20 protein-coding genes are annotated in these 20,348 nt (G+C 36.7%); 19 read left to right on the top strand and 1 reads right to left on the bottom strand.

Annotated elements, in window-relative coordinates:
- The first annotated feature begins 68 nt into the window (after positions 1–68).
- Positions 69–1,769 (top strand): methyl-accepting chemotaxis protein, encoded by a 1,701-nt coding sequence (locus tag LC095_RS17710; RefSeq protein ID WP_226529401.1) that lies wholly within the window; start codon positions 69–71, stop codon positions 1,767–1,769.
- 46 nt (positions 1,770–1,815) lie between these two features.
- Here the strand turns inward: LC095_RS17710 and LC095_RS17715 are convergent, their stop codons facing one another.
- Positions 1,816–2,691 carry an AraC family transcriptional regulator gene (locus LC095_RS17715; protein WP_226529402.1) on the bottom strand — a complete coding sequence of 292 codons (876 nt, stop codon included), beginning with the start codon at positions 2,689–2,691 and terminating at the stop codon, positions 1,816–1,818.
- 145 nt (positions 2,692–2,836) lie between these two features.
- Between LC095_RS17715 and yicI the strand changes: the two genes are divergently transcribed.
- From yicI to LC095_RS17805, 18 genes are all read left to right on the top strand, one after another.
- A complete protein-coding gene (gene yicI / locus LC095_RS17720) occupies positions 2,837–5,149 on the top strand; it encodes an alpha-xylosidase (protein ID WP_226529403.1) in 2,313 nt (770 codons plus the stop codon).
- Positions 5,150–5,205: 56 nt separating this feature from the next.
- Positions 5,206–6,480 carry an ABC transporter substrate-binding protein gene (locus tag LC095_RS17725; RefSeq protein WP_226529404.1) on the top strand — a complete coding sequence of 425 codons (1,275 nt, stop codon included), beginning with the start codon at positions 5,206–5,208 and terminating at the stop codon, positions 6,478–6,480.
- Between the two features lie 75 nt (positions 6,481–6,555).
- Positions 6,556–7,419: a carbohydrate ABC transporter permease gene (locus LC095_RS17730; protein WP_226529405.1), complete on the top strand. Its 864-nt coding sequence runs from the start codon at positions 6,556–6,558 to the stop codon at positions 7,417–7,419.
- Entirely contained in the window at positions 7,416–8,240 is an 825-nt protein-coding gene (locus LC095_RS17735; RefSeq protein WP_226529406.1) for a carbohydrate ABC transporter permease, read from the top strand. Before LC095_RS17730 ends, LC095_RS17735 begins: the two co-directional genes overlap by 4 nt.
- 267 nt (positions 8,241–8,507) lie before the next feature.
- A complete protein-coding gene (locus LC095_RS17740) occupies positions 8,508–9,725 on the top strand; it encodes a NupC/NupG family nucleoside CNT transporter (protein WP_226529407.1) in 1,218 nt (405 codons plus the stop codon).
- Between the two features lie 34 nt (positions 9,726–9,759).
- A complete protein-coding gene (locus LC095_RS17745; RefSeq protein WP_226529408.1) occupies positions 9,760–10,425 on the top strand; it encodes an SDR family NAD(P)-dependent oxidoreductase in 666 nt (221 codons plus the stop codon).
- 100 nt (positions 10,426–10,525) lie between these two features.
- Positions 10,526–10,870: a MerR family transcriptional regulator gene (locus LC095_RS17750; protein ID WP_226529410.1), complete on the top strand. Its 345-nt coding sequence runs from the start codon at positions 10,526–10,528 to the stop codon at positions 10,868–10,870.
- A complete protein-coding gene (locus tag LC095_RS17755; protein WP_226529411.1) occupies positions 10,867–11,322 on the top strand; it encodes an SRPBCC family protein in 456 nt (151 codons plus the stop codon). Before LC095_RS17750 ends, LC095_RS17755 begins: the two co-directional genes overlap by 4 nt.
- A 161-nt stretch (positions 11,323–11,483) precedes the next feature.
- Positions 11,484–12,383 (top strand): sulfite exporter TauE/SafE family protein, encoded by a 900-nt coding sequence (locus LC095_RS17760; protein WP_226529412.1) that lies wholly within the window; start codon positions 11,484–11,486, stop codon positions 12,381–12,383.
- A 191-nt stretch (positions 12,384–12,574) separates the two neighbouring features.
- Positions 12,575–13,099, top strand: a complete 525-nt coding sequence (gene ssuE / locus LC095_RS17765; protein ID WP_226529413.1) for an NADPH-dependent FMN reductase — start codon at positions 12,575–12,577, stop codon at positions 13,097–13,099.
- A gap of 78 nt (positions 13,100–13,177) precedes the next feature.
- Positions 13,178–13,330, top strand: coding sequence for a Fur-regulated basic protein FbpA (locus tag LC095_RS17770; protein ID WP_226529414.1), 153 nt, complete (start codon positions 13,178–13,180; stop codon positions 13,328–13,330).
- A 168-nt stretch (positions 13,331–13,498) separates the two neighbouring features.
- A complete protein-coding gene (locus LC095_RS17775) occupies positions 13,499–14,845 on the top strand; it encodes an LLM class flavin-dependent oxidoreductase (RefSeq protein ID WP_413467512.1) in 1,347 nt (448 codons plus the stop codon).
- A gap of 11 nt (positions 14,846–14,856) precedes the next feature.
- Positions 14,857–15,633 (top strand): ABC transporter ATP-binding protein, encoded by a 777-nt coding sequence (locus LC095_RS17780; protein ID WP_413467513.1) that lies wholly within the window; start codon positions 14,857–14,859, stop codon positions 15,631–15,633.
- Positions 15,634–15,646: 13 nt separating this feature from the next.
- Positions 15,647–16,486, top strand: coding sequence for an ABC transporter permease (locus LC095_RS17785; protein ID WP_319005816.1), 840 nt, complete (start codon positions 15,647–15,649; stop codon positions 16,484–16,486).
- Positions 16,487–16,563: 77 nt separating this feature from the next.
- Entirely contained in the window at positions 16,564–17,571 is a 1,008-nt protein-coding gene (locus LC095_RS17790; RefSeq protein ID WP_226529418.1) for an aliphatic sulfonate ABC transporter substrate-binding protein, read from the top strand.
- 259 nt (positions 17,572–17,830) lie between these two features.
- Positions 17,831–18,028: a YezD family protein gene (locus LC095_RS17795; RefSeq protein WP_226529419.1), complete on the top strand. Its 198-nt coding sequence runs from the start codon at positions 17,831–17,833 to the stop codon at positions 18,026–18,028.
- 170 nt (positions 18,029–18,198) lie between these two features.
- The gene (locus LC095_RS17800; RefSeq protein WP_226529420.1) at positions 18,199–18,768 is read left to right on the top strand and encodes a TetR/AcrR family transcriptional regulator; all 570 of its coding nucleotides are present in this window, start codon (positions 18,199–18,201) and stop codon (positions 18,766–18,768) included.
- A gap of 36 nt (positions 18,769–18,804) precedes the next feature.
- Positions 18,805–20,256, top strand: coding sequence for a DHA2 family efflux MFS transporter permease subunit (locus tag LC095_RS17805; protein WP_226529454.1), 1,452 nt, complete (start codon positions 18,805–18,807; stop codon positions 20,254–20,256).
- Positions 20,257–20,348: the final 92 nt, after the last annotated feature.

Below are 20,348 nucleotides of genomic sequence, written 5' to 3' on the forward strand. Positions count from 1 at the left end.
CTATTTAAGTGCTTACAATTTATGCCGATAGTAATATAGTAGGATTATTTATTTATGGGGGCAGTTTTATGAAACTTTTTAGGAATTTAAAGCTAGGTTGGAAGTATAGTCTAGCACTTATTTTTTCTTTTATTCTCTTTATTGTATCTTCGTTTATTATTTTTTACGAAATGCAAAATGTTCAAGACCAATTGTCAGCGCTTGAGAGAAGAGGAGATCGGGCGATAAAGACAACAGAAATGATGGCTTTATTTAGAGAGAAAAACATTTTGATAGCGGATTATATTAATTCACCGGAAGAAAAGTTTGCAACGGCTTTTGAAGAAAAGCGTAAAGAGTTCAATGCTCTTCAGGAAGAACTCATCTCTTCTATCGATACAAAGGATGAGGAAAAATTATTTACTTATATTCAAAATACTGATAGTAAAATGAATGACGTATTCTTAGAGGAAATCGTGAAAGATGTGGCTTCTGGAAATACCGAGAATATTAATACGAATCGGGTTTTTACTCAGTCATTAAGTAATGAAGCTGTAAGGTATTTAGGGGAATTGCGAGAGTTAATTAACAACTCTCATCAAGATGCACTTAAGGAAACAAAGGATAGTATCAACAGATCCATACTTGTTTTATTTATTTCTATTGGTATTGCCATAATTTTGGGAGTTACAATTGCGATTGTAATCAATCGCATGATTCAAAAATCATTAAACAATGTCATTCATATGGCAAATGAAATATCCAATGGTAATTTATCTGTTGAAGCTAGTACCTATAATAGTAAAGATGAGCTTGGCCAGCTTAGTACAGGAATGAATACGATGCTTTTGAATTTGCGTGATATGATGAAACGAATTACAACCGTTTCTGAAACAGTTTCCATGCAAAGTGAAGAATTGATGCAGTCATCTCATGAAGTAAAGGAAAGCGGCATCCAGGTTGCAGCTACTATGCAAGAACTATCACTTGGGTCTGAGTCACAAGCAAATGCCTCTTCTGAGCTTGCTGAAACAATGAGTACATTTGGCGAAAAAATAAAAGAGTCCAACTCATTTGGTGAAACGATTGTATTTTCAGCAGTGTCTGTTCAATCCTTAACAGAAGAAGGGCAACAGTTAATGAATTCGTCAATTGAACAGATGAAGAAAATCAACAATATTGTAAAAGGTTCTGTTGAAAAAGTGAAAAACTTAGATCAGCAATCAAAGGAAATTTCAAAGCTTGTCGGGGTTATTCAATCAATAGCTGAACAAACGAACCTCCTTGCATTAAACGCAGCAATCGAAGCGGCAAGAGCAGGTGAGCATGGAAAAGGTTTTGCTGTTGTAGCAAGTGAAGTTCGAAAGTTAGCGGAACAAGTATCTCTTTCCATCACAGATATAACCGGTATCGTTCACAACATTCAATTGGAATCGGAAAATGTTGTGACATCTCTTGAAGAAGGATATAGCGAAGTGGAAAAAGGGACTGAAGATATCCAAACAACAGGAAAAACGTTTGATGAAATGCACCATGCGATTTCAGAGGTTGTTGATAAAATTCAAGGAGTAGCGATAAGATTAGTTGAAATCGACCAGGACTGTGGAAAAATGAGTAATTCAATCGAAGACATTGCGTCAATTTCTGAAGAATCAGCTGCAGGAATTGAACAAACAGCAGCATCCATACAGCAGACAAGCACCTCAATGGAAGAAATAGCCGGAAGCGCAAACCAACTAGCAACACTTTCCGAAGAACTAAACGGATTATTAAAAACATTTTCATCTTAATGGTACGTGGGGACAGGTCCCTTGTCCCGTTTACGGGACAAGAGACCTACATTCCACCTCGATACTCCTTAGGTGTACACCCCTTCTGTCTTTTAAACAATCGAATAAAGTAACTTTGGTTCTGAATCCCCACGTCCATTGCAATATCCAGCATTTTTCGTTCCGATTTTAGTAGTAATATACATGCTTTATTAATTCGAATGGTGTTAATGTACTCCATCGGTGTCATCCGGACAAGTGATTTAAAAAATCGGCTGAAATGACCTTCACTCATTTGAATCTGAGAAGCAAGATCCATCACGGATAGTTTTTCTTTGTAATGTTCATCAATATATTGAAGAACCTTTTTTAATAGCTCTGTTTTTGTTAAGTCTTTTTGTGTTACTTCCTCATTATGAACCCAAGATTGCTTCTTAAAAATGTCTGCAAATAAAAGAAAAAGATATCCCTTTACCTTAAGTTCATAGCTTGTTTCCTTTGTAGAATAAGCCTCAATCATGCTGACGATGGTTTTTAACATCTTTCGTTCTTCTGATGTTTGTGGTGTAAGTCTCATAGAGTGAATAAAAGAGAATTTCTTAATAACCTCTAAATAATGACTTTCAATTAAATCATAGCCAAAGCTACGTAACAAATCGATCGAAAAAACGACAGCATGGAGCTTAAAAGGTCCGTCACCACAAGGATAGGCACCATGTAATTGTTCGCTTGGAATAAAGCAACCGGTTCCTTCATTTAGTCGATATTGTTTTGTCCCCACTTGTACATTGATCGGTCCTTTTTCCACATAAATAAACTCCAACTCAGGGTGCCAATGCATGTTAAAGATCACTTGTCCATCGAGGTAATCCACCATGTAAATACGAAAAGGAAACATAGAATCTCCATGTACACGATCCTCAAGCAAATTATGCTTGTTCACACTATCATCTCCTCTATATATCAGAATTGTACAATTAATTGTTGAAATTGTGCAAGAATTGCTGCATTTTTATCACTATAATTTCAATTGTAAGATGACAAATAAATATAACAGCAAATGAATGTATAGATAAGGAGTTGTTTTTATGAAATTTACTGATGGCTTTTGGCTGACAAAAGAAGGTTTTGATATTCAACATCCAAGAAATGTTCGTGATGTTGCAATAAATGAAAATACAGTGACACTTTACGCACCATGTAAAGAGATTCAACATAGAGGAGACACATTAAATTTACCATCCTTAACGATTCAGCTGTCATCTCCAATAAAAAATGTCATTAAAGTCAAGGCTTGGCATCATAAAGGTACAAGAATGAAAACACCGGAATTTGACATTAAAAATGAGCTTCATCCGTTAGAGTGTGAGCAAAATGAAGAACAAACAATTTTAAATAGCGGGAATGTAAGCGTAAACATTCAGCATAAGCCATTTAAAATTACATTTACTCAAGGTAATCAAGTACTAACCTCAATTGATTCAAAAGGAGTGGCATGGATTAAAGGGCCTGAAAAGGAAAGTTATATGCGAGGGCAGTTAAACATCGGTGTTGGTGAATACCTTTACGGTCTTGGTGAGCGTTTCACTCCATTTGTTAAAAACGGACAAATTGTTGATACTTGGAATGAAGATGGTGGAACAAGTTCAGAGCAATCTTATAAAAACATACCATTTTTCTTAAGTAACAAGGGCTATGGTGTATTAGTAAACCACCCGGAAAATGTAAGTTTCGAAATAGCTTCAGAAGCTGTTTCAAAAACACAGTTCAGTGTTGAAGGTGAATGTATTGAGTATTTCCTTATTGGTGGAGAAACACCTAAAGAAGTATTAACGAACTTTACGGAGTTAACAGGTAAACCGGCACTTCCACCAGCATGGTCCTACGGGTTATGGCTGACAACCTCGTTTACGACTGACTATAACGAGGAAACAGTTACTCATTTTGTCGATGGAATGGCAGAGCGTGATATCCCATTAAGTGTGTTCCACTTTGATTGCTTTTGGATGAAAGAATTTGAATGGTGTAACTTCGAATGGGATAAAGATGCATTCCCTGAGCCAGAGGCGATGTTAAAAAGATTAAAAGATAAGGGCTTGAAAATTTGTGTGTGGATTAATCCTTATATTGCTGAAAAGTCTAAGCTTTTTGATGAAGCAGCCGATAACGGATACCTGTTGAAAAAAGCGAACGGTGATGTATGGCAATGGGATTTATGGCAGGCTGGAATGGGAGTTGTTGACTTTACAAACCCGGCAGCGTGTGAGTGGTATTGCGGGAAATTAAAAGGGTTGCTTGATATGGGTGTGGATAGCTTTAAGACTGATTTTGGTGAAAGAATTCCAACTGATGTTGTCTATTATGATGGTTCTGATCCACAGCGTATGCATAACTATTACGCTTATCTCTATAATAAAGTTGTTTTTGACTTACTTGAAGAAGAAAAAGGAAAAAAAGAAGCTGTTGTTTTCGCTAGATCAGCTGCTGTAGGTAGTCAGCAATTTCCAGTCCATTGGGGCGGGGATTGTAATGCAACATATGAATCAATGGCGGAAAGCTTGCGCGGGGGCCTTTCACTATCATTATCCGGCTTTGGTTATTGGAGTCATGATATCGGTGGATTTGAAAATACAGCAAGTCCTGATCTCTTTAAACGTTGGCTTGCTTTTGGTCTATTGTCCAGCCACAGTCGTCTTCACGGTAGTTCATCATACCGCGTTCCATGGTTGTTTGACGAAGAAGCAGTAGAGGTAACAAAGCATTTCTCTAAATTAAAAAACCGTTTAATGCCATATTTGTATAGTGCCTCTGTTGAAAACCATAACACAGGTGTCCCGGTAATGAGACCAATGCTATTGGAATTTGCTGAAGATCCAAATACACATGTGCTTGATCGTCAATATATGCTCGGAAACAGCCTGTTGGTTGCACCTATTATGAACGAAGAAGGAGTAGGCTCTTACTACCTTCCACAAGGTAAATGGACTCACTATTTAACAAAAGAAGTTGTTGAAGGGGGAACTTGGAGAACAGAAAATTATGATTATCTAAGTCTTCCATTATTTATAAAAGAAAATAGCATACTAGCGATCGGTTATGATGACGACCGTCCGGATTATGAATTTGCTAATAATGTGACATTTGAGCTTTATCAGTTACAGGATAATCAACAAGCAACAGCTTTTGTAACAGATATAAATGGAAACATTAAAGGAGAAATAAAAGCAGTTAAACAACATAACAGCATTCATATTGAAACATCAATGGAAGGTTTAACGTATTCTATTCTTCTTGCAGGATATGAAAGCATTACTTCTTCTTCAGCAGGTGAAGTTGATTCAACCAGAGATGGAGTTAGAGTAAATCTTCATGGATCACAGAAGTTAGATATTACTTTGTAAGTTGTCAAAGAGTGTGACTAGCACACTTTTCCATATCATAAGAGGGGGTATACACTATGAAAAAGAACATGATCAAAGGTTTAGGTACAGCTCTTTTAGTAGGTGGATTGTTGGCAGGTTGTTCTTCAGGAGGCAGTGGGGGTGATGCCGGTACTGTTGTTGACGTTTTTAATATAAAAGTAGAAACAAAAGATCAGTTGGAAGCAATGATTGAGAAATATGAAAGTGAACATGAAGATGTGGATATTCGCTTAACAACTGTTGGTGGCGGACAAGACGCTGCTTCAGCTTTACAAGCAAAGTTTTCATCAAATGAAGATCCGGCCATCTTTTTATTAGGCGGTTTATCTGATGTTGAAAAATATCAAAACTATCTATTAGATGTTTCTGAAATGGAATCAGCAAAAACAGCTATTGAGGGAACATTACAAGGCTCGACTGTTGATGGGACTCCTTATGGAATTCCATTAAATATTGAAGGCTTCGGCTGGATGATCAATAAACAAATTTTTGAATCTGCCGGTGTAGATCCTGCATCGATTGCAAGCTATGATGATTTTGTGAGGGCAGTTGAAACAATTGATAGTAAAAAAGAAGAGCTTGGTCTAGAAGCTGTGTTTGGATACAGCGGGAAAGAAGATTGGGTAACGAGTCAATTTTCAAATCACTTTACAGCGCCTGAATTTGATAATGATCTACAAGTTGCATATGAAGCTACTGAGCTTACATTTAAATATGGAGATCGAATGAAAGAGTACACAGATTTACTAAACAAATATAATGTACAACCAATTTTGTCATTAGATTATAGTACATCTGTTGAAGAACTTTTCACAAACAATAAAGTAGCGATTATCCACCAAGGAAACTGGATTGTACCATCACTTGATGGTATTGACCCTGAATTTTCCAAAGAAAAATTAGGTATTTTACCACTATTTGTAGATAGCGATACCGACGGGTACATTAGTGCTGGTCCATCATGGTTCTGGGGAATTAATAAAGAGCATGATGAGAAAGTCGTTGAGGCATCTAAGGACTTTATTGATTGGATGTATACATCTGATTATGGAAAACAACAAATTGTTGAAGAATTTAAATATATTCCTGCTCATGAAGGGTATGAGATTGACAGTATAACAGATCCTGTCTCAAAAGAAGTCTATCAAATGCTGTTAGATGGAAAATCAAGAGTATGGGCTCATAATCAATATCCAAGCGGATTCTCTCAAACATCATTCTTCCCGGAATATCAAAAATATTTAAATGGGGATATTTCATGGGAAGATCTTGAAAAAACAGCTAGTGAGAAATTTACGGAAATGCGTTAATTTTTGGATCTGGATGGAATGGGGAATGATGATTCCTTATTCCATTCGCTATTTTATATAAAGGGTGTGAGCATAATGAAAATGAAAAACCTCACCTACTGGCTATTTCTGGCTCCATGTATAGCGGCTCTAGCTATTGTATTAATAATTCCCTTTTTCCAAGGTGTCTACTATTCCTTTACAGAATACAACGGGTTTCAAGTGAAAGAATTCGTAGGTTTTGAGAATTACATCAATCTCTTTAAAGATGATCAATTTTTATATAGTCTGATTTTTACAGGAGGATTTTCGATTGCCTCTGTTATTGGAATTAATGTTATTGGCTTGCTTTTAGCATTGTTTGTTACACAAAAAATGGGGAAATTTAATACAGTTTTCCGAACAGTGTTTTTTATGCCGAACTTAATTGGCGGGATTATTCTAGGGTTTATTTGGCAGTTTATATTCCTAAAAGCCTTTGAAGGGGTAGCTGAGCTAACCGGCTTAGATTTTTTTAAGGGCTGGTTATCAGATACAGAAACAGGATTTTGGGGATTGGTTATTCTATTTATCTGGCAAATGAGCGGTTATATTATGATTATCTATATTTCGTTTTTAAATAATATCCCGGATGAATTAATTGAAGCGTCTACAATTGATGGTGCTAATGTATGGCAACGTTTTTGGAGAATTAAATTCCCATTACTTGCACCGGCGTTTACGGTTAGTTTATTTCTATCATTATCCAACGCATTTAAAGTGTATGATCAAAATATGGCGTTAACAGCAGGAGGACCATTCAGCTCCACTCAGATGGCTACGATGAATATATATGATACAGCATTTAAGGTTCAAGAAATGGGGTATGCACAAGCAAAAGCGATTATTTTCCTGCTTATTATTACGGCAATTTCAGTGATCCAACTATACATGACTAGAAAGAGGGAGACTGACTTATGATTGCACAAAATAAAGCAAAAACGTACGGATTTATTTTGCTTGGACTATTACTTTCAATCATTTGGTTTTATCCGTTTTATCTAGTGATAGTCAATTCGTTTAAGACAAAAGCTGAGATTTTTGTTAATACCCTTTCTTTTCCGTCAGAGGGGACCTTGGCCAACTACCCTGAAGCCTTTACTGCTTTAGATTTTATTCAAAGCTTTATAAATTCAGTCATCATTACTGTGGTGAGTATTTTTCTTATCTGTATATGTACCTCAATGGCTGCTTATGCACTATCGCGTAGACAGGGAAAAACAAGCTCGGTCATTTATTTTATCTTTGCAATATGCATGCTAATTCCATTCCAATCTATCATGATTCCGTTAGTTTCGATTTTTGGCTCATTCGATATGTTAAATCGAGCAGGATTGATGATCATGTATTTAGGGTTAGGGTCAAGCTTAGCTGTTTTCTTATATTTTGGTGCTTTAAGGGGTATACCGAAGGCATTGGATGAAGCGGCTATTATCGATGGGTGTAATCGATTCCAGGTTTACCGGTATATTATTCTGCCAATGTTAAAACCAACGACTGTCACAGTTATTGTGTTAAATGCAATTTGGTTCTGGAATGATTATTTACTACCATCACTAGTAATAAATAAGGAAGGGTTATATACAATTCCGTTAAAAATGTTCTATTTCTTTGGAGAATATTCGAAACAATGGCATTTGGCTTTAGCTGCATTAGTTATCGGTATTATTCCAATAATAGTTGTATATATGTTTCTGCAGAAATATATCATTAAAGGTATTTCTGATGGAGCAGTTAAGTAGGGACGAGGGTATACCTCGTCCTTTTTCATTTTTTGGGACACGGAACCTGTCCCTCTGTACCAAAAAAATCATCTTTTTGTAGGAAAACACTTGAGTTGTTAGACATCATACCTTTATAATGTGTATGTGGGACTTTATGAAAGGGCTTTCAATTATATTTAGTTGTTCGACGTCCAACAAGTTTGTGATGATAAGAGAAAATTTTTTTATTATTTCATATGTTTCTGCAAACAATATAAAAAGTTACAAATTTTTGAGGTGATAAACATGAATTTATTGTGGGGAATTTTTGGAATCGTAGTCGTTTTAGGAATTGCATTTCTACTATCAAGCCAAAAGAAGGCAATCAATTATCGTACGATTTTTGGAGGTTTAGCGATACAAATTCTATTCGCATTTATTGTTTTAAAATGGGAAGCAGGGAGAACCGCTTTAGAATGGTTAACGATGAGAGTTCAAGATATTATCAATTATGCAAGTGAAGGGCTTACGTTTGTATTTGGTCCCTTAGCTAATGCGGAATCCCCATTAGGATTTATCTTTGCGTTTCAAGTTCTGAGTATTATTATCTTCTTTTCTTCTTTAATCTCAGTCCTATATTATTTAGGAATCATGCAGTGGTTTATTAAAATTATTGGTGGAGGATTATCAAAGCTGTTAGGAACAAGTAAAGCTGAGTCTATGTCTGCTGCTGCAAATATTTTTGTAGGACAAACTGAGGCACCTCTTGTAATTCGTCCATTTTTAGATAAAATGACAAAATCAGAGTTATTTGCAGTTATGACTGGCGGATTGGCTTCAGTAGCCGGTTCTGTGCTTGTCGGTTATGCTTTATTAGGAGTTCCACTCGAATATTTATTAGCAGCTAGTTTTATGGCAGCTCCGGCAGGATTGGTTCTGGCTAAACTAATGATCCCAGAAACAGAACAACCGGAAACGGCAAAATCATTGGAAATGGAAAAAGATAAAGAAGCTGTAAATGTTATAGACGCTGCTGCACGTGGTGCTGGAGACGGATTAACACTTGCATTAAATGTAGGTGCAATGTTAATTGCATTTATTGCGTTAATTGCGTTAATCAACGGAATATTAGGTGGAATCGGCGGAATTTTTGGTTATGAAGCACTATCACTTGAATCAATTTTAGGAATTGTATTCTCACCTATAGCATTTGCTATCGGTGTTCCATGGTCTGAAGCTGTGACGGCAGGAAGCTTTATCGGCCAAAAGTTAGTGTTAAATGAATTTGTTGCCTACTCTTCTTTTGCACCACAGATCGAACAACTAACACCTAAAACAGTAATGGTCGTCAGCTTTGCACTCTGTGGTTTTGCCAATTTAAGTTCAATGGCCATTCTTTTAGGCGGGTTAGGCGGACTTGCTCCAAGTCGTCGTCCTGATATTGCAAAACTTGGTCTTCGTGCAGTTGCAGCAGGAATGTTAGCTTCCTTATTAAGTGCAGCGATTGCGGGAATCTTTATTTAAGTATTCTCTATTTAATGTGGAATGGAGATAACAAATGAAAACAATCTTAATTACAGGTGCTGGAACTGGACTGGGAAAAGAACTCGCACTTGCATATGCAGAAAGAGGAGACCGAATCATCTTAGTTGGAAGAACAAAGGAATCTTTAAATGATGTAAAAGATTTGATTAAAATGACGAAAGGTTCTTCTCTCATCGCTACGTGTGATATTAGCGATGGGCAAGCCGTTAAAAAGTTGATAGAGAGCCTTGTAAGAATAGAGAAGATAGATATGCTTATTAATAATGCAGGAATCGGTTATTTTGGAAACCTCCAGGATCTTTCTGTAGAAGAAATAAGTCAGATGATTGATACAAATATAAAAGGAACAATTTTCATGACAAAAGAAGTTCTACCTATATTTTTAAAACATCAAACAGGAAAAATTATGAACATCATCTCTACGGCAGGTTTGCGCGGGAAAATTAGAGAAACTGCTTATGTAGCAAGCAAATTTGCGGTGAGGGGTTTTAGTGAAAGTCTTATAAAAGAACTTGAACATACCTCTATAAAGGTATCTGCTGTATACATGGGCGGAATGAATACACCTTTCTGGGAAGGCAGTGACTTTATAAAAGATCCCTCCAGATTAAAGTCAGCAAAACAAGTTGCGAAAGAAATAGTTGAACGGGAAGATGAGGAAGAAATGATAATAAGTTAATATGGATAGATGTCACCTTAAAGAGGTGGCTTTTTGTATCTAAAAAAACATTGACCCTGTCGTGCACCACACAGTTTATGATCGTTTCGGGAGGACAAAAATGTATAAAATAAGTGAATTTGCGAAGCTTACTGGGCTAAGCAAAGAAACTCTCCGGTATTATGCGGAAGTAAAGCTGCTTGAGCCGGCATACAAAGATCCGAAAAATAACTATCGATACTATGATGATGGCAGTTATTTTTTGGCAACACTGTTAGGGAAATTACGAAGCTTAGGCTTTACGATTCAAGAAATGATCTCTGTTATGGAGGATGAATCGTTTGCAAATCTTGATAATTTACTACGTAAAAAAAGAAATAAAATCAAGATGGAAATAGAAGAACTTCAACATCAAATGGAAGCGATCGATGAGTTTTTGTTATCTGGTGAGGAGGAAGGGAAATGATTCAATGGAAAGAAGAAATCATAATCAATAAAAGTATTGAACAAGTGTGGAGTTTATTTTTGGATGAAAATATTAAAAAAATCATGCCTAAAGTCGAAGAACATATTTTAATTGAAAAAAAGGAACATGAAGTAGGAGCAAAACATCAGCAAAAATATCGTGAAGGCAAAAGAGTCGAAACCTATATTGTCGAAACTTTAGCTTATGATAATACAGAAGACAAAAAGAAGAAACAAATACGTTTTGTATTAGGAAAAGCATTCGAAATATCATTAACTTTCATCCTTTTAAAAGTCGATGGAGAAACAACAAAATTTATCTATGAAGGATATAACAAAGGTGTTAATTTCATCGGGAGAGCCATGATGAAATTAAGCAGTCAAAAAAGTAATCATGATGTAGTTCAGGAGTTTTTACAAAGAGTTCAGAAAGAAGCAATGAAAGGTTCATAATATTTTTTTAGTAATTTCTAGTTGACAGGTAGGAATAGTAGGGAATATAATCAGATTAATTCAAAAATAAAATAAAAAAGCCGATCGGACGACCGAAGGCATAACCCATATCAGATAGTGGGTTATGCCTTTTTTATTTTTAAAATGAAAGGGTGTTTTTTATGAAAAAGTTAATCATTTTTGCATTTATCGGTTTACTTGCGCAATTAATTGATGGAGCCTTAGGGATGGCATATGGTGTAACCTCCACTACGCTTTTACTAACTTTTGGAATCGCACCAGCCGTAGCTTCTGCATCTGTTCACTTGGCAGAGGTCGTAACGACTGCTGCGTCTGGAGCATCACATATAAAATTTGGGAATGTGGATAAGCAAGCGGTTTACCGTTTAATCATTCCAGGGTCAATTGGTGCCTTTCTAGGAGCAACATTTCTTAGTAATCTACCCGGAGATTTAGTCAAACCTTATATTTCTCTATTTCTATTACTTTTAGGTGTATATGTACTTACAAGATTCTTATTTAAATTCCGAACATCTGAGGAAAAGAAAGGAATTGAATTAAGTCGTAAGCAATCAATTCCATTGGGATTAATTGCAGGCTTTGCTGACGCAACAGGTGGTGGCGGCTGGGGACCAATCGCTACACCGGTTCTGCTATCCCGCAAAGGAATGAGTGCACGTAAAGTGGTTGGTACGGTTGATACGAGTGAGTTTGCTATTGCGGTATCAGCCACTTTAGGATTCCTCATTTCATTAGGTTGGGAAGAAGTAAACTGGTTGTGGGTTGGAGCATTAATGATAGGTGGAATTATTGCAGCGCCAATAGCAGCCTGGTTGGTACAAAAGGTTCCTGCACAGTTGATGGGTGTACTTGTTGGTGGATTTATCATCTTAGTGAATGCCAGAACAATTGTACACACATGGATTGAGAATAATGCTGTTTATCCATATATTTATATTGGGGTTGCTTTAGTTTGGATAGTCGCTATTTTCTATACAGTCTCTAAACTAGGATCATACAAAAATATTAATAAAGCTGAAGATAAATCATTAGCTGACTAGAAAACTAGAGGCTCTCGAAACTAAGTAACATTTCTTAGACGAGAGCCTTTTTTGCTCAAATTGATTGCTGATCGGAAATCCGAAGGCAAATTGGTTTTGATGAAAGTATAGAAGGTCTAGGCAGAAAGATCAAAGTTGAATTTTATGGTCAATGAAATTTGGTTTAATAAAACACGTAAGGAGAAATTCACATGACAAACATTTCTATTATTGTTGGGGCACCAAATGAGTACTCTCGTCTTAACGGCATATTAGATTTTATAACGAATTTGTTACAGGAAAAAGGGATAGATTATGAAACTATTAACGTGCATACTTTACCTGCGGAAGACCTAATTCAAGCTAATTTTGATAGTGAAGCCATCACTCGCGCAAATAAAATTGTAAAAAATTCTACAGGTGTAGTCATTCTAACTCCCGTTTATAAAGCATCTTATTCAGGGATATTGAAGACATTTCTTGACCTTTTACCACAAAAAGGATTGGAAGATAAAGTGATCCTTCCACTGATTTTAGGTGGAACATTTGGACACCTGTTAGCAATACAGTATGCTTTAATTCCTGTGCTTTCAGTTTTAGGAGCAACTACTATAACAAATGGTGTATATACAATCGATCAGCAAATAGAACGAGCTGGGGAGAACAAATTTGTTATCAATGAAGAAGCGCAACAACGATTAAATAAAGGTCTTGAGTCGTTTATTAAATTAATCTAATTTTGTCTATTTTGTATTTCTTTTCGAAAAGCGTTTCTTGTCTTACTTCTATTTTAAGATCTAAGGAGGTTTAGATGAATGACAAAGCTTCAGGAAGCCGTTGAATTGAAAAAAGAAAAACTAATTATTCAGTTATTAGATTTAGGAATATATAAGAAGGAAGAGCATCATCTTTATGAATTAACTCTATCAGAAATTGAAAATGAATATTTGCAGGAAAAGAAAAAGTAAAGTCGATTGGTTAACTCTTGACCTGGTCGTTTTGGTGTAAGAATGGGAATTAACTAGAAAGGTTGCCGATTTAAAAACTTAAGAACAAATGTGACCAGAAAACTGGAGCAGCTCTTCAACATTTAAGAAGGCTGCTCTTTTCTATACAAAAAAAGGGAGATGATTGAATTGACAAAACAAAAGCGTCAAATGAATTTAGGGGCATTTTTTATGATACCAGGTCATCATGTTGCAGCTTGGAGACATCCTGAGAGTCAAACAGATGAGGTTTTATCTTTTGACCTATATCGGAAACTGGCTCAAACAGCAGAACGTGGGAAATTTGATATGCTCTTTTTTGCTGATGGATATGCTGTTCACGATCGGGATGGTATTGGTATTGAGCAAACGGTCAACGTTCGTCCGGATCCTTTAACTTTACTTTCAGCCTTATCTGTTGTGACAACCCATATAGGTTTAACTGCAACAGCTTCTACTACCTATAATGAGCCGTTTCATTTAGCAAGAAAGTTTGCAACGATTGATCATTTAAGTCGTGGTCGAGCAGCTTGGAATGTTGTGACATCTTCGAGTGAAGCTGAAGCTTTAAATTTTAGTAGAGATCATCATCTGGAGCATAGCGTAAGGTATGAACGGGCAGAAGAGTTTGTAGAGGTAGTGAAGAAGCTGTGGGATAGCTGGGAAGATCATGCATTGTTAATAGACAGGGAGTCTGCAAGATTTGCTGATCCATCTCTAGTACATCAGTTGAACCATAAGGGGAAATGGTTTTCAGTTAAAGGACCTTTGAACATTTCAAGACCAGTGCAAGGACATCCTGTTATTATCCAAGCGGGATCGTCGGAATCAGGAAAGGAACTGGCTGCGAAGACAGCAGAGGTCATTTTTACTGCATGGCAAACATTAGGAGAGGCTCAGAATTTTTATCGGGATGTAAAGGGGCGTCTCAAGAAGTATGGGAGGTCAGCAGAATCGTTAAAAATCATGCCAGGTGTTTTTCCTGTCATTGGAAGAACAGAGAAGGAAGCAAATGAAAAGAAACAGTACCTAGTTGAGTTAATCCCTGAAAAAGTTGGCGTAGGATTACTGTCAGCGCTGATAAGCTATGATTTATCAAATTACCCGGTAGATGAGCCTCTTCCGGATTTACCGGATATTAAGGACATCAATGGAGCGAAAACAAGATTTCAGCTTGTAAAAAATTTGGGTGATAGAGAAAACTTAACAATTCGTCAACTATACCAGCGGGTGGCAGGAGCAAGAGGACATAGAGAAATAAAAGGTACCCCTATTCAAATTGCTGATCAGTTGCAGGAGTGGTTTGAACATGGTGCTGCAGATGGGTTTAATATTATGCCACCATATTTACCTGCAGGATTAGAAGATTTTGTTGACTTAGTCATTCCTGAATTACAGAACCGCGGGCTTTTTAGAGAAGAATACACGGGTCGAACTTTACGGGATCATCTTGGGTTACAAAGACCTTCAAATCATTTTAATCAAATAAATGTATAAATAGGGGGCAGATAAACATGTCATTACTGGAAATAAATCAGCTTACTAAATCCTTTGAAAAAGGAAAAGAGGAATTGATTGTTCTTAAAGACATTACCTTACATGTAAAACAAGGTGAATTCATCACGGTTATAGGACCAAGTGGATGTGGAAAGAGCACCTTGCTTAAAGCCGTTGCTGGCTTAGATACAGAGTATTCAGGTGACATAAAGGTTGATGGGGATAAGGTTACTGGGGCTGGGATTAATCAGGGATTTATTTTTCAGGAACCGAGATTGTTTCCATGGCTTACGGTGGAGAAGAATATTGCAGGAAATTTATCAATGAAAAATATAGAAGTAAAAGAGAGTGTTAAAAAGTTAATGGAGCTTGTTAGGTTAGAAGGGTTTGAAAAAGCATTTCCAAAAGAATTATCGGGAGGAATGGCCCAGCGTGTTGCCATTGCAAGAGCTTTACTTAGAAAGCCAAAGGTGCTCCTGCTAGATGAACCATTTGGTGCATTGGATGCTTTCACTCGTTCTCATATGCAGGAAGCTTTACTGGAAATATGGAAGAAGGAAATGACATCAATGATCTTTGTTACACATGACATAGATGAAGCTATATATTTAGGGAACAAAGTCGTCATTATGAGTGCAAGACCTGGTACCATTCAAAATGTTATCTCAATCGATCTTCCATTTCCAAGGAGGAAGTCAACAAGAGTTTTCCAAGAGTTCCGTCAACTTGTATTAGGAGAATTTGAAAAGGTGGAAGAGCTGGAATTAGTAAACAGTGCAGGTATTTGAGGAGGGATCATAAGTGGCGAATCAATCAACATTATCTTTAGAAAAAATACAAACATTGAATCAGAAAAAAGCGAAAAGGAAAAAAGAGCGTGGGAAGGCAAGTAGTATATTGAAAGGATTGATCTTACCTATACTAATAGTCGTTCTTTGGGAGTTAACTGGGATATTTGGACTCATTTCTGATACATTGCTTCCAAGACCAACCTTCATATTTATGACGTTTCTGGATCTTGTCATGACAGGGGATCTTATTGCGCATTTTCAAATTAGCTTGTTAAGGGCAATCGGAGGATTTTTATTAGGCGGGATACTAGGCTTGTTGCTGGGTTTAGCCGTTGGGTTTAATCAAAGTGTTGAACAAACCGTAGATCCTACTCTACAAATGCTTAGAACCATTCCAACCTTGGCTGTCATCCCTTTGTTTATATTATGGTTTGGATTTGGTGAGGTATCAAAAATCTTACTCATTGCAAAGGGAGCGTTTTTTCCTTTATACGTAAACACCTTTCTTGGAATACGTGGTGTGGATTCTAAACTGTTTTCGGTAGCAAAAGTATTAGAGTTTAGTAGATGGAAGCAAATTACCCTGTTAATATTACCGGCCGCACTACCAAATATATTGCTAGGCTTAAGGTTATCATTAGGTGTTTCCTGGTTGGCCTTAGTAGCAGCGGAATTAATGGGATCCAGTCAGGGTGTTGGCTATCTTATCATGGATGCCAGACAGTTTTCTCAAACAGCTATTGTGTTTGTGGGAATTATTATATTTGCTGTATTTGGTAAAGTATCAGATTCGTTTGTTCGAATTTTTGAACGAAGACTTTTAAAGTGGCAGGATAATTTCCAAGGTTAAATAAAGGAATTTTCCTATTCTAAATCCGAGTAAGTATATATGAAAAGTGGGGAGTGGTCTTGTTTATGGTAAGGAAAATGAAAATAATGATTGGGTTAACATTCATAGCAGTCTTTTTTGTTTTAAGTGCATGCGGCAATTCAACAAGTAAAGATGCATCTTCTAAGGTTGCAGCTCAAAGCAAGGAGAGCCAAGATGTTGTCGTTAACATTGGTGTTCAGGGCAAGACAGGAATTCTGCCTTATGCAAGGGAGAAACAATATTTTGAAAAAGCATTTGAAAAAGTAGGGGTTAAAGTAACCTGGAATGAGTTTGCGAGTGGACCACCTCATTTTGAGGCACTTGCATCAGGAAGGTTGGATTTTGGTGCTGTGGGAGGTACTCCAGTTATTGCAGGACAGTCAGGTAATGTTGATTTTAAGGCCATTGGTGTCTCTAGCGATGGAAAGAAGGGTAATTCGATCATTGTACCAAAAGGAAGCACCATTAAGGAGTTAGCTGATTTAAAAGGGAAAAAAATTGGTGTTGCGAAGGGGAGCAGTGCATTTAACTTCTTATATATGGTGATAGATCATGCAGGGTTAAAGGATAGTGATATTGAGATCATTCAACTTCAACCAGATGAAGCAAGACCAGCTCTAGATAACGGTTCAATTGACGCTTGGTCAATTTGGGAGCCTTATGCAACTACCGCCATGTTTCAAACAGGTGCAGAAGAATTAGTGACGGGAGAAGATTTGAATATTAATGCCCCAAGCTTTTTAATTGCCAGAACAGAGTTTACAGAGAAGCATCCAGATTTAACCGTGTTATTCCTTAAAACATATGACGAAGTTCTACAGCATTTTGTTGAGGATATCGATGGGGTTTCCAAGGAAATAGCAGAGGCCCAAAAGGTTGACGAAGAAATTATTCGAAAGGTCTTAGAGAAGTCAGAGCCAATCTTGTCTCCAACAACAGAAGAATTTGCTAAAGCACATCAAGAGCAAGCAGACTTCCTATATTCCGTTGGAGGGATTGATCAGAAATTGGATACATCGAAGGTTATTGAAAATAAATTTGTTGATGAGGCGTTGGGGCAATAATAAAAAAGACCAAACAGGTTTGTAACGAGTAATCTGTTTGGTCTTTTCATTCAATATAGTTTCAAAAAAAACGAGGAATTATTTCGCAAAAAAGTGATTGCTTTAGTATGAGATACATAATATGATATAAAGTAATTAAATCACATAGGTATACTTGGTATTGAGAAAATAAACGATAAAACACTTCAAAAATACATGGATGAAATAGACTTTGGAGACATGCTTCTACGAGTTAGTTTAATGAAGGGAGAGGATTTAGTTGTCTTCGAATAATAAGATCGATCAAGAAATAATTGATAAGATTGTTAGTTTATTAGAAAACATTGAGTATGGTACCGTCCAAATTACTGTACATGATTCACAGGTTACACAAATAGAAAAAGGGGAAAAGTATCGATTTGGATTAAAAAAGAGTAATAAACAATTAAGGACGATTAAGGATGACTTGGAAAAGTAAGAGGACAGGATCAGAAATCCTGTCTTTTTTATTTATCTTCCTTTATTTAGAAATTTTATGTTTATTTTTCATTTTTAAATACTAAAAAGGCCATCATATCAATTGACTAATTTTATAAATTCCTATATTATTTTCTAGACCGGTTGTTATAATTATGAGGTGAGCATCATATGAAGAAGAGGCAGGACACAAAGGACATAATTTTGCAAAGCGCAACACGCTTATTTCAACGGCAAGGTTATAACGGAACAGGGCTGAATCAAATTATCGAGGAAAGCGGTGCTCCAAAGGGTTCTATTTATTATCATTTTCCAAATGGAAAGGAAGAAATTGCGTTAGAAGCAATTTCTGTGATGAGAAAGCTTGTGTTGGGGGGAGCTGAGAAGGATTTAAGTGGTGGAAATTCTGCATCAGAAGCGTTTCAATCTTATATAAATAACATAGCTACTGTCTTTGATAAGAAAGAATGTGTAGAGGGCTTATCAATTGGATTAATAGCTTCAGAAACAGCCTCAACACATGAGAAGCTTCGACATGCGTGTGAAATGGTTTTTAAGGATTGGCAATCATTATATGCTGATATTCTCGAAAAGTATGGATGTGATAAAGAGAGAACAGAAGAATTAGGCATAACGATCGCGGCAATGATAGAAGGGGCATGTATTATGTCAAGCACATATCAAAATGGTGATCCTTTACGAGTGATTGCAAAGCAGGTATCGTGGCTGTTAAAAAATTAAAAGAGAGAGATGTATGTAGGAGGAAACAGAATGGAAATGGGTAATACACAAGTGAAAACAGGGGATGTGGCAGCAAGCGATTTGCGTGTTGTACCAATTATCATCTCATTTGTTGTTGCTGGATTTATCGGCTTGTTTAGTGAAACAGCTCTTAATATGGCATTAACAAACTTAATTGAAAATTTCGGAATTCATGAAACAACTGCACAGTGGTTAACGACTGGGTATTTACTTACACTTGGAATATTAGTTCCTGTATCAGGATTGATTATGCAGTGGTTTACCACTAGACAATTATTTATTACAGCTCTTGTAGCATCGATTATTGGGACATTTATTGCTGCAATTGCACCAAGCTTTAGTGTGTTAATGATCGCACGTGTGGTGCAGGCAATTGGAACAGCTTTGCTGCTTCCATTAATGTTTAACACGATTCTTATGATCGTACCACCACATAAACGTGGAAGAATTATGGGAATCATTGGTCTTGTTATCATGTTTGCACCTGCGGTTGGACCGACAATTTCCGGTCTAATCCTTAAGAGCTTATCATGGCATTGGATTTTCTGGATTTCTTTACCATTATTGATTGGTGCTCTAATATTTGGATGGATCTTTATGCAAAATGTAACGAATCCAACAAAACCAAAAATCGATATCCTGTCCATCGTGTTATCTACGCTTGGATTTGGTGGGATTGTATTTGGATTTAGTAGTGCAGGAGAAGGGGGCGGTTGGGGAAATGCAACTGTGATTGTCTCCATGATTATTGGAGCAGTATCCTTACTGTTTTTCACAATAAGACAATTAAAGATGGAGCAACCGGTTCTTAATTTAAGAGCTTTTAAGTATCCGATGTTTACCATTGGACTACTTTTGGTTGTTGTATGTATGATGGTTATTCTTTCTTCTATGATTTTACTGCCGCTTTACTTGCAAACATCTTTATCTTTAAGTACATTTGCTGCAGGTCTTCTCCTTTTACCCGGGGGAATTATCAATGGAATTCTTTCGCCGGTTATGGGAGGACTATTTGATAAATTTGGTCCAAAATGGCTGGTGACAATTGGAATAGTCGTTGTAATTGGAGCGATGTTTGGCTTCTCTACGATTACAATTGAAACAAGTTCGGCTTTCATTATCGCACTTCACATTATCACAATGGTTGGGGTTTCAATGGTCATGATGCCTGCGCAGACAAATGGTCTGAATCAATTACCACGTGAATTATACCCAGATGGAACAGCCATTATGAACACATTACAACAAGTGGCTGGTGCAATTGGAACAGCTGTTGCGATTTCTATTTTATCGTCAGGAGCAGAAGGATTTATGAGTACAGTGGAAGATAAAGCAAATCCGCTAAACCCGCTTCTTGCCTTCACAGCAGGTGTTCAGGATGCATTTGTATTTGCGATCATTATGGGGATTGTTGGCTTAGTGGTTGCATTATTTATTAAACGGGTCAAAGTAGAACACCCGATGTGATGTCTTTATGACAGCCTTGCTATGATAGAAGGCTGTTTTTTAGTACGATCAATTTTCTTTTAGTTGGAAAGCTTTAGTTAGAATATTTGTGA

It is taken from the genome of Metabacillus niabensis (assembly GCF_020524345.1).
Lineage (GTDB): Bacteria > Bacillota > Bacilli > Bacillales > Bacillaceae > Metabacillus > Metabacillus niabensis_B.